Origin of the sequence: Deferribacter thermophilus, assembly GCF_049472675.1 — a bacterium.
Lineage (GTDB): Bacteria > Chrysiogenota > Deferribacteres > Deferribacterales > Deferribacteraceae > Deferribacter > Deferribacter thermophilus.
In genome coordinates, this window is the sequence record NZ_JAPNXM010000003.1 from 111,498 (window position 1) to 126,667 (window position 15,170).

13 protein-coding genes are annotated in these 15,170 nt (G+C 31.7%); all 13 read right to left on the bottom strand.

Annotation, left to right across the window (positions count from 1 at the left end; genetic code table 11):
* Positions 1–6: 6 nt before the first annotated feature.
* The 13 genes from OWM07_RS04035 to OWM07_RS04095 all read right to left on the bottom strand — a co-directional run bounded on the left by OWM07_RS04035 (position 7) and on the right by OWM07_RS04095 (position 15,083).
* Positions 7–1,098: a hydrogenase small subunit gene (locus tag OWM07_RS04035; RefSeq protein ID WP_423302388.1), complete on the bottom strand. Its 1,092-nt coding sequence runs from the start codon at positions 1,096–1,098 to the stop codon at positions 7–9.
* A 135-nt stretch (positions 1,099–1,233) separates the two neighbouring features.
* Entirely contained in the window at positions 1,234–3,081 is a 1,848-nt protein-coding gene (locus tag OWM07_RS04040; protein WP_423302389.1) for an alpha-amylase family glycosyl hydrolase, read from the bottom strand.
* A 9-nt stretch (positions 3,082–3,090) separates the two neighbouring features.
* On the bottom strand, positions 3,091–3,423 hold the full coding sequence (locus OWM07_RS04045) for an STAS domain-containing protein (protein WP_423302390.1): 333 nt from the start codon (positions 3,421–3,423) through the stop codon (positions 3,091–3,093).
* Between the two features lie 66 nt (positions 3,424–3,489).
* The gene (locus tag OWM07_RS04050) at positions 3,490–4,713 is read right to left on the bottom strand and encodes a DUF438 domain-containing protein (protein WP_423302391.1); all 1,224 of its coding nucleotides are present in this window, start codon (positions 4,711–4,713) and stop codon (positions 3,490–3,492) included.
* An 18-nt stretch (positions 4,714–4,731) separates the two neighbouring features.
* Entirely contained in the window at positions 4,732–6,378 is a 1,647-nt protein-coding gene (locus tag OWM07_RS04055; protein ID WP_423302392.1) for a Na/Pi cotransporter family protein, read from the bottom strand.
* Positions 6,379–6,634: 256 nt separating this feature from the next.
* Positions 6,635–8,131: a 4Fe-4S binding protein gene (locus tag OWM07_RS04060; protein WP_423302393.1), complete on the bottom strand. Its 1,497-nt coding sequence runs from the start codon at positions 8,129–8,131 to the stop codon at positions 6,635–6,637.
* Positions 8,118–9,002, bottom strand: coding sequence for a DUF362 domain-containing protein (locus tag OWM07_RS04065; protein WP_423302394.1), 885 nt, complete (start codon positions 9,000–9,002; stop codon positions 8,118–8,120). Before OWM07_RS04065 ends, OWM07_RS04060 begins: the two co-directional genes overlap by 14 nt.
* A gap of 70 nt (positions 9,003–9,072) precedes the next feature.
* Complete coding sequence (locus tag OWM07_RS04070) at positions 9,073–9,558, bottom strand: AbrB family transcriptional regulator (protein WP_423302395.1); 486 nt, start codon at positions 9,556–9,558, stop codon at positions 9,073–9,075.
* Between the two features lies 1 nt (position 9,559).
* On the bottom strand, positions 9,560–11,071 hold the full coding sequence (locus OWM07_RS04075; RefSeq protein ID WP_423302396.1) for a tripartite tricarboxylate transporter permease: 1,512 nt from the start codon (positions 11,069–11,071) through the stop codon (positions 9,560–9,562).
* A gap of 13 nt (positions 11,072–11,084) precedes the next feature.
* A complete protein-coding gene (locus tag OWM07_RS04080; RefSeq protein ID WP_423302397.1) occupies positions 11,085–11,516 on the bottom strand; it encodes a tripartite tricarboxylate transporter TctB family protein in 432 nt (143 codons plus the stop codon).
* 58 nt (positions 11,517–11,574) lie between these two features.
* Positions 11,575–12,567: a Bug family tripartite tricarboxylate transporter substrate binding protein gene (locus OWM07_RS04085; RefSeq protein WP_423302398.1), complete on the bottom strand. Its 993-nt coding sequence runs from the start codon at positions 12,565–12,567 to the stop codon at positions 11,575–11,577.
* Positions 12,568–12,783: 216 nt separating this feature from the next.
* The gene (locus tag OWM07_RS04090; protein WP_423302399.1) at positions 12,784–13,470 is read right to left on the bottom strand and encodes a response regulator; all 687 of its coding nucleotides are present in this window, start codon (positions 13,468–13,470) and stop codon (positions 12,784–12,786) included.
* Positions 13,467–15,083 (bottom strand): ATP-binding protein, encoded by a 1,617-nt coding sequence (locus OWM07_RS04095; protein WP_423302400.1) that lies wholly within the window; start codon positions 15,081–15,083, stop codon positions 13,467–13,469. Before OWM07_RS04095 ends, OWM07_RS04090 begins: the two co-directional genes overlap by 4 nt.
* Between the last annotated feature and the right edge of the window lie 87 nt (positions 15,084–15,170).

The window sequence follows — 15,170 nt, forward strand, 5'->3', positions numbered from 1 at the left end:
TTTATATTATTCTTTATCTTCAAATTCATTTTCTACTTTTTTAACAAGTCCACGGTTTCTTATTGCTGTAACTATACCGTGAACGCCAAACACTACAGCTGATATCCCCACAATAGTTGTTCCAATTTTTGTAGCTGTAGCTTCAACACCAAAACCAGGAACATTTGGTAATCTTTTGTAAATTGGAGTCATAGTATCCCAAAAACCTGGTTCACTACATCCAACACAACCATGCCCTGCCATTACAGGCCAGCTTGTGCCTTCATTCCATCTGACTGTTGGACAGTTATGAAATGTTTCAGGACCTTTACAACCCATCTTGTATAAACACCATCCTTGACGATGCCCTTCATCACCCCACTCTTCAACATACTGACCAGCATCAAAATGAGCTCTCCTTTCACAGTTATCATGAATCCTTTTACCATAAGCGAATTTTGGTCTTAAAAACTTATCAAGTGCTGGTGGAGCACCAAAAAGTAAATAATGTACAATAGTAGCAGTTAAATTATCAACATTCATTGGGCATCCAGGTAAATTAATAACTGTTTTTTCTGGTATAATCTCTTTTACAGACTTAGCACCTGTTGGATTAGGGTATGCTGCAGGCAAACCACCAAAGGTAGCACAACTACCAACTGCAATAACAAAAGCAGCATTTCCACCGACCTCTTTTAAAATATCAACAGCTGACTTACCACCAACACAACAATAAACACCATCATCAGCAACAGGGATAGAACCTTCAACTACACAAATATACTTACCCTTATACTTTTTTACAGTTTCGTCTCTTGCAGCTTCAGCCTGATGTCCAGCTGCAGCCATAATTGTCTCATGATAATCAATAGATAAGTAATCCAATACAAGTTCAGCAACTGTTGGCCTATTTGCTCTTAATAAAGACTCTGAATCTCCTGCACAATCCTGGAATTCTAACCAAATAACTGGTGGTCTGTTATCACTCTCAATAGCTTCAGCAATTTTTGGAGCAAAAGCTGGTGATAAAGCTAAAGTTCCAGATAATGCAGTACAGTATTTAAGGAAATCCCTTCTACTAACACCATACTCCTTTAACATATCATTAAATTTACCCATAAAAATACCCCCTACTAATTCTGTTCTAAAAAATATTGACACATGTTAATAAAAAAATCAACACTTTTTTATTTTTAAACACCAATAAGTTAAATATAAACAAATCAGAATTTTAATATATAGCATAACATCTATTTAACCAGCATTTTTCAACCATAAAAAATCATAAGGATTTAGTGTTATGAACAAGTAATCATCTCTATAGAAATATTCTTTACCTGAAATTATATCTTTCAATTTTGATTTTTCCCCAAAATACTGTTTTAAATTCACAGATAATTTAATTTTTGAATCAGTGATATTCACAATAACTAAAACTTTTGAGTCTTTATATTCCCTAATAAGGGCAAAAACACTTTTATCTATGTCCAAAATTATTTGTTTTGCATTGGGATGAAAAGCTTTCTCTTTTACCCTTTTTGAAATCACATCGGTTAACATCTTTAGTGCTTTATAACTATAACTATTTTCATCATTTAAAATACTGTATAAGTTTTTTTCATTTAAAACCTTTCTATTTATACTTCTAGTCTGTTTTTCATTTAAAACTGCTTCTGCATCATTTTTTGATGCAAGTAAACCATGGATGTAAATAGCAGGCACACCCATAAATGAAAGGGCTATAACCCTAGATGAAACAAATCTTTTCAACCTAATAATCTCATCCTCTGGCTCATTTTCATTATTTAATGCACTATACCATGTAATATTTAACTCATAGGGAGATTCTTTCCCATCATTATCAGTCCTATAAGAAATAAAACCACCATGCTCTAATGTCTTTAAAACCATCATCTCTATATCTTTTTCATCCAAAATCCCTTTAGTAGGCAATAAACCAATGCCATCATGAGAATCTAAAAAGTTAAAATATGTCGCTTCATCAGAGACCTTTTCTATAGATTTTGCCCATCTTGTAAGCTTTGTGGAATCTTTTGAATAGTAAGTATAAAGAACAAGAGGGGGTAAAGCAAAATTATATACCATATGCGCCTCATCATACCCATTACCAAAATATTTGATATTTTGCTCATGAGGCACATTTGTTTCAGTAATTATTGCAACATGAGGAGCTACAAAATTTAATATATCTCTAAAAAGTTTTATAGTTTCATGTGTTTGTTTAAGATGTGCACACTCTGTACCAAGTTCCTCCCATAAATATGTCACTGCATCAAGCCTAATAATATCTGCCCCTCTCCTAACATAATAAAGGAGTATTTCCAGCATCTTTATCAAAACCTTTGGGTTTCTATAATTTAGGTCAATCTGATCAGGGCTAAAAGTAGTCCAAACTAACTTTTTACCATTTATGGTATCAAATTCTGTAAAAAGAGGAGTCGTCCTTGGTCTCAATATCAGTTTTAAATGATCTTCAGAAATCATCTCTTTTGTTGACAACACAATAAAATAGTCCTGATAGTCAGGATTTCCATTTAAGAACTCCTGAAACCATCTACTTTTTGAAGATACATGATTAAAAACTCCATCAAACATAAGCTTAAAATCTTTTTTTAGATTAATAATGTCTTCCCAGCTACCAATTCTGGGATCAACCTGTTCAAAATCAATAACAGAAAAACCTCTATCAGATGAATAAGGGAAAAAAGGTAAAAGATGGATAGTATTTATTACCCCTTTTAAATATTTTTTTATAAAATTAGAAAGTATTTTAATAGGTTTTTTATACCTATTTTTTATTATATCTCCATAAGTTATAAGAACAACATCTTTTTCTGTAAAGCGATCTTTCGGATTAAACCCTTTTTCCCACTCTTTCATCTCATCAGATTTGTGGGCATAATAAACTTTCATCAACCGCTCTACTTCGGGATACCATTTTTTTGCTGTAAATGAATCATATAATATCGCAAGCCTATTAAGAATCCTCTTTTTTAACTCTACAGGGATTTCTAAAAGTGGTTTACTATAATCTGCTTCTAAAAGATGAAATTTGGAAGGATCAAATTTTCTCTTTGCCATAAAGTTCTACTAAAAACTTCCTAAAGCTTCATCAACTGTTTTATATTCCTTTAGCACTTTATCCAAATGAGTTATATTGAAGATCTCTTTAATTCTTTCATTCGTCACCACGATTTTTACATCTCCACCATTTGCCCTACAATGAGCTATCTTTGATACAATAGCCCCAAGTCCACTTGAATCAATAAACTCTGTATTAGATAAGTTCATTACATACTTATATTTTTTATCTGACACATATTTTGCTAATAAATCTTTAAGCTCTTGAGAATTTGAAGCATCTAATCTTTGAGGAATATCTATAACTATTACCCCATCTTTCTCGTAATAATTAAATCCCATAAATCACCTCCAGTTAATAAAAGTATAAAATGTTATCTTTTTAACGTCAAGGAAATCAAACAATGTTTATTCATTATTTTCCCAATCCAATAGCCTTTGCTCACCTTCTAACTTTCTAATATCTGTTATATCTTGAGAAACCTCTATCAGCCCTTTATAATTTCCTTTATTATCTCTAATTGCAAAATATTGTATTAGGATAAACTTATCTTTTAGCTGTATCCAAAATCTTGCAAAATCTTTTTCCCCTTTCTTAAAGGCATCAATTATTTTATTAACTATATGAACACTTTCATGAGGGTGACAGTTTTGAACCTTTCTCCCAATAATTGCTTTTGTTCTTACAAAAATGCGATCTTTAGGAGAAGAAAAATACCTTACAGTATCATTTTCATCTACAAAAGTTATATCAACTGGTAAGTTATTAAAAATTAATTTAATCTGTTCAGCTGAAACTAAGCCTGTATCAAGATCAATCAATCCACCATCTTTATTATAATTTTTCATCTTAAAGTCTTGCTTGATATTATTCACCTTACCAATATCAGCTTTTGCCAGTGGAAACCCTATTTCCAATGCTTCAATTAAACATCTTTGCAATTCAGTCTCATCGATAAACTTTGCACAAACAGGAAAGAGTATAAACTTTTCTCTAAACACAAGTGTATGCATATCAAAAAACAATTTCCCAATTAAAGAATTAAACCTTTTAATATCAAAATGGGATGACTCAATAACTTTTTTTAGGTTTTTCAAGCAATTTCTAATATCATCATGAATAGACCACATAATTTTTAAGCAACCATAATATTTAAAACTTTTTTCTATAAGAGGGAACAAAATATTTTCCTTAATTATGTAGTGTTTATCAAAATTCTCCAAGTTAAAAATATGATCTAATAAATCATTTTTTACAGAACTAATACCCCCTTCTTTACTTATTTTTTTAACTATCTCTTTAAATTCATTAATTTTTTCTAACAACTTATCATTATCTTCAGCCAAATAGTATAAAATGTTATCTTCAGAATAAATAGGCAAATCATATTGAATTAAACTTTTATAAAAAAGATTTAACGCTTTACTCACTGCAATCTTAATATCGGTCATTTCAAAACCATCATTTACAATTAAATCAAACCCAACTATTACATCTAAAGCAGATATCTTTGAAATTACATCTTTATATTTATCATAAATACACTTACCATTTTCCCCTTTTATTAACCCTTTTGTTATTTCATAGACATCTCTTGCTTTATCTGGCAAGCTTCCAATTAGCTCAGACATAATTACCCCTTATTTATTTCATGAAAACTCTTTAATTATTTGAGCAACATTAAAAGTATGATCCCCCACCTTTTCTAAATTGTTTAATATATCCACATAAACTATACCTGCATCCACATTACAGACACCTTCATTTAGTCTCTTCATATGATTGTTTTTAAACTCTTTTCTTAGTTCATCTATCCTATTTTCATCTTCAGTATCAACAACTTGATCATAATCTTCACTATTATAAATTTTCAAAATGTTCTCAGCAAATTTTATGACTACATCAAAGATTTCTTCCATCTCTTTCATCGCTTGTGGTGAAAACTGAATATCTTTTTCTATTATCCTCTCAGTAAATTTAGCTATATTTTCAGCGTGATCTGCAATTTTTTCTATTTCATGTAAAACATGTAAAATATTGTTTATTGTTTTGGAGTTTTCTTCACTCAAAGGTTTTTGAAAGAGCTGAACAACAAAGACAGTAATATCTTTTTCCAACTGGTCAACAATATCTTCTCTGGCATATATATCGCCTATCAACTTCAAATCTCTATTAAAAAACGCTGTCTTAGCATCTTTCAACATTGATAGTGCAATATTTGACATCCTTTCCACTTCTTTTTTAGCTTGAGCTATTGCAAGTGCAGGTGTGTCAATGAGGCGATCATCTATATAGACAAATTGGGTTTTCCTCTTATCTTCTTTTATTATTTTCTCGCATAATTTTCCTAACAGACCAAGTATAGGTAAAAATATCATTGTATTTATTACGTTAAATGCAGTGTGAAAGTTTGCTATATGTCTTGCCACATATGGTACATTACCATTTGCATCAGCATAGAATGGATCCCCTGGTGTAATCACATCGATAAAATGCCCCATAATTTTGAGTAGAAAAAACATATAAAAAACACCTACAAAGTTAAACAAAAAATGACCCAATGCAGCTCTTTTTGCTGTGCTGTTAGCACCAATGGCTGCTAAGTTTGCTGTTATTGTTGTCCCTATATTTTCACCTAAAACAAAGGCAATTGCAGCTGAATAATCAATCAAACCTGTTGTTGCAAGGGCAATGGTTATCCCCATCATTGCAGAACTACTTTGCACAATCATTGTCAATGCAGCACCTGCCACAATAGCTGCTAATGGATTTTTAGAGAAATATAGAAACATATCAGTAAATTGTTGACTTTTCCTCAATGGGACAAAGGCATGCTCCATTGTTTTTAAACCTATAAATAGTAAACCAAAGCCGATTAACACTTCTCCAATATATTGGCGCTTTTTGTTTTTAGAAAATAATCTTAATGCAGCACCAATTGCTACAGCTGGCAAAGCTAATTTGCTCACTTTAAAAGCTATCAGCTGGGCTGTCATAGTTGTCCCAATGTTTGCTCCTAAAACCACACTAAGAGCCTGAGATAAGTTCATCAAGCCAGCATTGACGAAACCAACAACCATAACGGTAGTAGCTGAGCTACTTTGAATAATAGAAGTTACAATTAATCCTACGATAACCCCTACTATTCTGTTAGTAGTCAGCTTTTCAAGAATACTTCTTAAACCTTTGCCTGCTGTCTTTTGCAGCCCTTCTGACATGAACTTCATCCCCATTAAAAAAAGCCCCAAACCACCAAAAAGACCTGATAAGACTTCAAACCAATTGATATGCGCCATAATAAACTCCCAAAAACAAATAAATTATTAGCAATACCTTTTACACAAAATTTTAATATCCTCAACTTTTTTTTAATTTTTCTAAGATGATATTATAAGGTATTGCACGATAAACTATGATTTTGGAGCTAATCTTATCATTGAGATTACTTCGTTGCACTTGTTCATCGTAATTATTGAAGAATTTGTCATAGCAAATGTTAGAGAATCAATTGAGGTATGTAGAACAACAATTCAAATTTTTTTTAACTGTATATTAAAAGAACAACCCCCCTTTTTTTATAGAAGTGATGTAAATAGCAGGTTTATCTGTTACAGGACACTTGTATTGGCAAATTCCACAACCAATGCATAATCTGGGGTTTACTTTAGGTTTTTTCAAAATTTTTTTATTGTTATTATCTTCTAAAATTTCTTCTTCAAAATAAATGGCCTTTGGACTAGTAGGACAGTGCTCTTCACACACCATACAATTAGTATTATATGCATAAGGCAAACATCTATTTTTATCTATAAATGCAGTACCTATTACAAATTTTTTCTTCTCATCAATACTCAATTTTTCAATTGCTCCAGTGGGGCATACCAAACCACAAAGGTTACAATTGAAAACGCAATAACCAAAATTTGCATTACCAATAGGTGTCCACAGACCTAATAGACCTGCTTCCAAAAAAGCTGGCTGCAAAAAATTTTCAGGGCATACTTTCATACATCCACCACATCTAATACAGAGATTTAAAAATTCATCTTCTATCTTCGAACCAGGGGGTCTAATTAGGTTAGGATTTCTTCCTATTGGGATATTTGATATCTTTGCAATACTGATACCAGCGGTAGCTGTAATTAAAGTAAAAATTGTTTCTCTCCTTGTTAAATCAATATTAGTAACAGTAGTTTTTAATTTATAAGATATTGCATTGTTTGAGCATTTTCCTAAACAATCAAATAACAACATACACTCGCTACTTTTAAAAAGATCTCCCCCTGGCATTGCATTAGCATAACATTCTTCATTACATAATTTACAATTTGAACAATTTTCTAACCTTTTAATCTTAAAAAATGAATACTTTGCTAAAAAACCGTATAATGCACCAAGCGGGCATAAATATACACACCAAAATCTACTTTTATAAATATTAAGCCCTATTAGAAAAATAAAAAAACTCCCTATTAAAACAGATTGTGAATAATAGAAATTTTCTCTCCCTAATATATTATAAAACAGAATGTCTTTAATATTTTCTGGTAATAATTCCAATTTATAAATCAATGATATTACAGGTAATATAAATATTCCAAACCCTTTAACTAATATCGATAAAGGGTCAAAATAACCAGCAAAATTTAACTTGAAAAAGGCAAAAAATATCAAAACTATTAAAATATAATATTTTAATTTATATAAATTTGTAAGTTTATGCTCATATTTTCTTTTAAAAAACTTCGCTGATACATAACTAACAAAGTGATGTATTGAACCAAAAGGGCATATCCATCCACAAAAAAACCTTCCAAAAATTAATGTTAATAGTAAAAAGATTGCACTTATACCAAAGATCAATTCAAATTTATGCGCCGCAATAAATGTGGTAATTGCTATTAATGGATCAACAATAAAAATATATTTTAAACCACCTTTTAAATCAAAAGACTCTCCATAATAATTCAAATCGATAATAGCTCTAAAAAAAATTAAAATAAAAATTAAGAAAAAAACTATCTGCGATATCAGCCTAAATTTTTTCATAAATTAAATTAATTGCTGATTTATGAATGTTACCCACTTTATATTCATTAGCCAGTTTTAAATAACCTACATCTTTTGGATTATAACCTAAGTATTCACAAGCAACAGCATCAGCAGCAACAAAATCAAGAGAAGCAACAACTCTATTTAATTTTTTAACATATTTTAAGTCCCCACCAGATGGGCCACCTTTTAACATTATCCTAGTACAATCCACAATTGTAAGTGTAGGCCTAAAAAACATTGCCAAATCAAAAATAGCCTGATGTAGATTTTGATGGAGATAACCTCTATTTCCGCCAATTGCTCCCATCCAGTTTTTCATGCCAATCGTTACTATTGACGAAGAATGATTTTTTGCAACTGGGATATTTATAACCTTATCAACCTTTTTAAAGACCTCCAGTACTGGCCACTCCCTTAAAAACTTACCTTGGATATTCATTATTTTATAATGTCTGTTTTGAGGTACAAATACTTTTGCATTTTCTTTGTGTGCATATTCTGGAATTTTAGAAAGACTAAATACACTTCTTGGGTTGTTGCAAGGGTTATCTGTTACAATAACTCTTTTAGCACCTGCTTTATAGCACAATCGAACAACTTCAGCCACCACAGCTGGGTTGGTATTTGCTGCATATTCAGGCTCTCTTGCCCAAGCCATATTTGGCTTTACAGCCACAATATCCCCTTTGCTAATAAAGCGATTAATACCTCCCAACATCTCAATTATAGATTCGGTTGCTTTTCTGTGATTTTCAGACTCCATAACAAAAACTTCTGATTTTTTATCAGCAAAACTCTCAATTGGAATTGTAAACGAAATAGCTGCAGTTGCCCCAAATTTTAAAAAATCCCTTCTTCTAACCATAAAAACCCCTAACAGTAAAATTAGATAATAAGAAAATTTATTCAAGAGCTATAATTGTATTTGATAAGTTCTATTTAATCAATCTTGCTAAAATGGGAACGATTAAAAAGAGGAAAAATATTCTTATTGTATGTAAAAAAGCCACAATCTGTGTTTTAAACCCTTCCGTTTGAGCTAAAATGCTCATTCCAGACATCCCACCTGGAGAAAAACCAAACAACGCTGTCCCAAAGTCTAAAATTTTCAATTTGCTAAATAAAAGAGCAAGACAGATTGCTACAATTAAAAGAATTGTAGTACTAACAACACCAATTAAGATTACCTTTGGAGCCAATTCTAAGATATTTCTATTAAAGGAAAAACCTAATGATATCCCTAAAATAATTTGAATTGCAGTACTTAAATATTTTGGCATCACAAAATCATTTTTTAAAACAATAGCAGCAATCGCAGAAAAAAGCATGGAGCCCACAACGGCTCCACCTGGTATATCTAACTTTTGAGAAATTATTCCACCAATTACACCAAAAACTATAATTAAAATTAATTTAACCATATTATCTCATCACCATTTTCTTTTTCAAACGTTTTCCAACAACCACTGGTAACAATAAACCTACTATAGCAATAATCCACAGAGTTATCGATAATGGTGAACCAAATAAAATACTCCAGTCACCATCAGATATTTGCAATGCTCTTCTTAAATTAACTTCCATTTCATTACCAAGCAATATCCCTAAAATAATTGGCACTAAGGGCACTTCAAGCTTTCTGAAGACCCATCCCAAAAAACCAAAAGCGACTGTCAACATAACATCGAATGTAGAGCCAGATAAACCGTAAATCCCAATAATAGAAATCATAGCGATTACAGGCATAAGTATCTTTGTAGGTATCATTAATACTCTAGTAAATAGTCCTACAAGTGGAATATTTAACGCAAGAAGCATAAAGTTTGCTATGAACAACGCAGCAATTAAACCCCAAACCACATCAGGGTTGTTTTTAAAAAGTAATGGGCCAGGAGTAATATTTAACTGCAACAAAATTGCAAGTAAAACCGCAGTAGTACCAGATCCTGGGACTCCAAGCGATAACATCGGCACTAATGCCCCACCTGCTGCAGCATTATTACCAACCTCAGGAGCAATTACACCTTTTGGATCACCTTTACCAAAACTTTTACCAGCTGGATCACTAATATTTTTTTCAACAGTGTAAGCCAAAAAAGAGCCAAGAGATGCACCCGCACCAGGTAAGACACCTGCAATAAAACCTATTATTGACGACCTTATTACTGTACCAACCGATTTAACCAGTATTTTAAAGTTTGGTAAAATTCTGCCAATTTCTTTAACCTTTTTTACAGAACCATCTTTTTTACTTGCCTCTATAAAAACAAAAACCTCACTAATAGCAAAAAGCCCCACAATAGCTATTAAAAAATCTATCCCATCATATAAATGAATATTACCAAAAGTAAATCTTTCTGCCCCTGTTTGAGAGTCACTTCCTATCATTGCTATGGCTAAACCAAAAGCTGATGCAAACAGTGATTTTGCTTGATTTTTTGTAGTAATTCCACCAAGAGTAGCAAAAGCCATAACATATAATGCAAAATATTCAGCTGGGCCAAATAGTAATGCTATTTTTACAAGTTGTGGGGCAACCAAAACAAGACCACAGGTAGAAATAAAACCACCTAAAAATGATGCTATCCCTGAAAGTGATAAAGCTTCACCTGCTTTACCTTTTTGAGCCATTGGATATCCATCAAGACAGGTCATCATCGCAGGCTCATCACCAGGGATATTTAATAAAATAGAGCTAATTCTTCCTCCATACATAGCACCATAGTAAACACTTGTTAATAAAATTAAAGAACCAATAGGCCCAAGACCAAGGGAAAAAGCTATAGGTATTAAGATAGCCACACCATTAGCAGGGCCAAGCCCAGGTAATGCTCCAAAAAGAGTTCCTAAAAAGGCACCTACAAGAGCTAAAAACAGATTGTTTAATGTTAATGCTACAGAAAATCCATGCAATAAATATCCGAATACATCCATTGTTTATGTCCTCCTAAAATCCAAAAGGCCCTTTTGCAAGAGACAATCCCAGAATCAGATGAAAAGCCACATAAATCCCTATTGATGTTAAAAAACCAGTAATTATAGAACCTAAAAGTTTTGTTCCAAGTCTCCATGAAAGATATGTTGTTGCAAAAAAAGTAGAAATTATAAATCCTAATTTAGGTAAACACCATGCATATAAAAATAAGACTGCAGTGGCAAAGACAATTTCGATAAAAATCTTAAAATCAGGCCAGTCAGGCTCTGGATCTGGTTTAATTAATATGTATAAAGAGCATAAAAGAAGGACAGCCCCTATAATATAAGGAAAAGTTTTAGGCCCAACTGCATCAGTAATAAAACTTTCTTGTATTATTGATGCTGCCCATAAATAAAAAATTGCTAAGCCTAAGCCAACTAATCCAAAAATTCTATCACTCATAGTAAACTCCTTAGAAATAAAAATATAGGGGCTGTTTTTCAGCCCCAACAAGAATTGTCTATCTGATTAATCCAATCTCTTTTGATAAGTGGTAAATATTTTCATAATTTTCTTTTACAAACTTATCCATATCTTTCCCAAAGTTTATAAATATTTCCATCCCTTTTGCTTCAACATCTTTTTGGAAAACTTCAGTTTCAGCCATTTTCTTAAGTGTCTTAGTCCAGTATTCTTTAGCTTCTTTCGATGCACCTTTTGGCATATAATAACCTCTCCAGTTTGCACCAATTACATCATAACCCTGCTCTTTAGCAGTAGGGATGTTAGGATAAATTTTTAACCTTTTTGGAGCAAGCACTGCTAAAACTCTTATATCTCCTGAATCAATGAATCCTCTCACTTCTGACAAGTCACCTGTAAATGCTTCAACAGAGCCAGAAAGAACAGATGTTACAGCTTCGCCACCACCAGCAAAAGCTACATATTTTAACTTTTTCACATCTTTTACCCCAGCAGCTCTTGCTAAAAGCATAACCTTTAAGTGATCCCAACCACCTACTGAGGAACCACCAGCAAAACCAACACTTCTTGGATTTTGTTTAACAGCTTCCATTAATTCTTTTAATGATTTAAATTTTGATTTTTTACCTACAGCAATAACACCGAATTCTGCCCCGAAAGTTCCAACCCAGTGAACTGAATCAAGCCCAGCACCTTTGTAAATACCTTGTGCAAGACGAACTACGGTACTAGTAGACGCTGCAACTATTAGATTGTTATCATTGTTACGCTCTTTTGTTACATGAGCAAAAGCAACACCACCGCCACCACCTGCCATATTGGTAACACGCATTGTCTGTTTTAAAAGACCAAGCTCGAACAAGTATTTCGAAGTAGTCCTACAAATGAAATCCCAGCCACCACCTGGGTTGGCAGGTGCTATACATTCTGGATTTTCAGGCTCAAACGCTTTAACTTGAGGAGAGAATCCCAAAAAGAGAACAGAAACCACAAAAACTGCTAAAAATGACTTAAAAAGTTTTTTGAACATCACTACCTCCTTATTTTACCAAACACATAGTGCTTGAATTTATAACACTTTTATAATATAAAAGTTTCCATAAAAAATAGCCTTGTTCGATGAACTTTAAACCTAAATTTAGGATTTTATGCAATCTCATATTTTAAAACTAAATTATATTGTAGGATGTGTAAAGATTAGCGAAATAAGAACATTAAAAGAATTAAAGTAAATAAAGTAAATGGCCTAATTGTTAAAAAAATATTTCCTTTCTGGTCTACCTTTTGTGCCGTAATCTTGGTCGACATTTAAAAAACCAATCGATACGAGATATTCTAAATATCTCCTTGCAGTATTTCTACTTACTTCTAAAATTTCACTGATTAATTCCACTGTAAAATAAGGCTTATTGAGATTAGATATAGTATCTTTTACTTTGTTAAGTGTAATGGGATCTATCCCTTTTGGTAGGTCATTGACAGGAGAAAGCTTATTATTTTTTTTGCCTAAAATAACAGAGTCTATATCAGCCTGATCGATCTTTCGTTTTTTTCTCAAATCTTCATAAAATTTTATATATCGTTCTATCGAATCCTTGAACCTTGTGATAGTTACAGGTTTGATGATGTAATCAAAAATCCCCCTTTTAAGAGTTCTTTGCAAAATGTTGTATTCTTTAGCAGCTGTAATCACAATTACATCTGACAAAAAATTATTTTTTCTCAACCATTTTAAAAATTCTATACCTTCAGCACCATTTGGAAAATAAATATCAAGTAAGATTAAATCAGGCTGGATTATTTCACAAAATTCTTTCCCACTTTCCACATCATTAGCAATTGCTTTAATTTCAATTAAATCATAATTAGACAAAATTTTAGAGTGTAGTTTTGCAATCTGCTCATCATCTTCAATAATTAGTGTTGTAATCATTTATTTACCTCTTTTGGCAAAATAACAGTAAAAACCGTTTCATTTTTATATCTTTTATAGCTTATACTACCACCATATTTTTTTGCAAGTTGATAAGATTGATACAAACCTATACCTCTACCCTTTGTCTGTTTGTTGGAAACCCCTTTTTCGAAAATATGATTTTCAATTTCCTGTGGTATCCCTTTTCCTGTATCTGTAACTTCAAATATTAGTTCATTGGAATAATCATAAAAAGATATAAAAACTTTTTTCTCTTTCGATTCTAGTGATGCTTCAATAGCATTATCTATAAGATTACCTAATATAATTATTAAATCGTTAATACTGATATGCTCTGGGATATTAAATAAAGAGCTGTTTTCATCAATATCAAGTATTATCCCTTTTTCATTGGCATAATTATATTTGCCTATCAATAGTGCTATCAAATATTTATCAGAAGTTGTGCCTGTTATCTTGTTATAAAAACTCACATCATTTGTTATTTCGTCATTTATATATTTCAAAGCAGTATCATAATCGCCAATACTTAAAAAACCATTTAATGTATGTAATTTGTTTAAAAATTCATGGTGTTGAGCTCGTAGCATATTTGTATATTCTTGGAAATAAGATAGCTGCTTAGCAAGAACAGTAAACTCATCTTTACTTCTAAGTGTTATTACACAACCACTTAATTTTTCATTTATTTTTATAGGCATGATATTTGCCAAATAAGGGATATTATATATGAATAAATCGATATTAATGAATTTTTCACCAGCTTTCAGAGCTTTTTCTATTTCACTACAGATAAAGTATTTTGAATAATGAGTCCCTCTTATACTTTTTATTGGCAATCCCAATATTTCAGATCCCTTTTTATTTATGGTTGTAAAGTAACCATCTTTATCCAATGCAAAGATAGATTCGTGAACTGATTCCAAAATAGTATTTTTTTCGTTATAAAGAGAAGCAATTTCAACAGGTTCAAGATTAAAAATTGATTTTTTTACATTTTTAGCAAGTATTACTGATAAGATAGTACTTATAATTAATAATTCTATTACAAGCAATTTAATCCTTGTTGCATATTTATTTATTATTTGCCTGATATCTTTGATTAAGAAACCTACTGAAACTATACCAATAATGTTATTGTTTTCATCAAAAACTGGTGTTTTCCCTCTAATTGAAGGGCCCAATGTGCCCACAGCTTTAGAAATATAAGATTCTCCGTATTTCAAGGCTCTCCAACTATCTCCGCCAACCATCTTTTTCCCAATTTTCCATTCATCAGGGTGTGTTAGCCTTATTTCATTTTCATTTCCGATAACAATAAATTCTGCGCCAACATCTTTCCTTAACTGTTCTATATACTTTTGCAGTTCTCCCCCACCTTCTTCTTTTTTAACCTTTTCAATAACATAAGGGTTTTTTGATACTACTTTTGAAACAGCTAACGCTTTTTCCCCTATATATCTCTCAACAATTTTTGCAATCAAGCTAGTGGAATAAGCACTTAATAATAAAGCAACAAGCATAATTATAATAGTATTAAACAGGATAAGTTTGGTATGGAGTTTCAATTTCATTTTAAAAAAGTTATTTAAACCGATTTTTGATTTCATACAGATGTTATAAACGAAATTTTAAAAATCGGAAATATGATTTTTAAATTGAATGAAAATAGATATATAAAATGGCGGCACAGGGAC

Bases quoted from the DNA above. Each gene is read 5' to 3' on its own strand.
- OWM07_RS04035 (WP_423302388.1), bottom strand. From the start codon at position 1,098: ATGGGTAAATTTAATGATATGTTAAAGGAGTATGGTGTTAGTAGAAGG.
- OWM07_RS04040 (WP_423302389.1), bottom strand. From the start codon at position 3,081: ATGGCAAAGAGAAAATTTGATCCTTCCAAATTTCATCTTTTAGAAGCA.
- OWM07_RS04045 (WP_423302390.1), bottom strand. From the start codon at position 3,423: ATGGGATTTAATTATTACGAGAAAGATGGGGTAATAGTTATAGATATT.
- OWM07_RS04050 (WP_423302391.1), bottom strand. From the start codon at position 4,713: ATGTCTGAGCTAATTGGAAGCTTGCCAGATAAAGCAAGAGATGTCTAT.
- OWM07_RS04055 (WP_423302392.1), bottom strand. From the start codon at position 6,378: ATGGCGCATATCAATTGGTTTGAAGTCTTATCAGGTCTTTTTGGTGGT.
- OWM07_RS04060 (WP_423302393.1), bottom strand. From the start codon at position 8,131: ATGAAAAAATTTAGGCTGATATCGCAGATAGTTTTTTTCTTAATTTTT.
- OWM07_RS04065 (WP_423302394.1), bottom strand. From the start codon at position 9,002: ATGGTTAGAAGAAGGGATTTTTTAAAATTTGGGGCAACTGCAGCTATT.
- OWM07_RS04070 (WP_423302395.1), bottom strand. From the start codon at position 9,558: ATGGTTAAATTAATTTTAATTATAGTTTTTGGTGTAATTGGTGGAATA.
- OWM07_RS04075 (WP_423302396.1), bottom strand. From the start codon at position 11,071: ATGGATGTATTCGGATATTTATTGCATGGATTTTCTGTAGCATTAACA.
- OWM07_RS04080 (WP_423302397.1), bottom strand. From the start codon at position 11,516: ATGAGTGATAGAATTTTTGGATTAGTTGGCTTAGGCTTAGCAATTTTT.
- OWM07_RS04085 (WP_423302398.1), bottom strand. From the start codon at position 12,567: ATGTTCAAAAAACTTTTTAAGTCATTTTTAGCAGTTTTTGTGGTTTCT.
- OWM07_RS04090 (WP_423302399.1), bottom strand. From the start codon at position 13,470: ATGATTACAACACTAATTATTGAAGATGATGAGCAGATTGCAAAACTA.
- OWM07_RS04095 (WP_423302400.1), bottom strand. From the start codon at position 15,083: ATGAAATCAAAAATCGGTTTAAATAACTTTTTTAAAATGAAATTGAAA.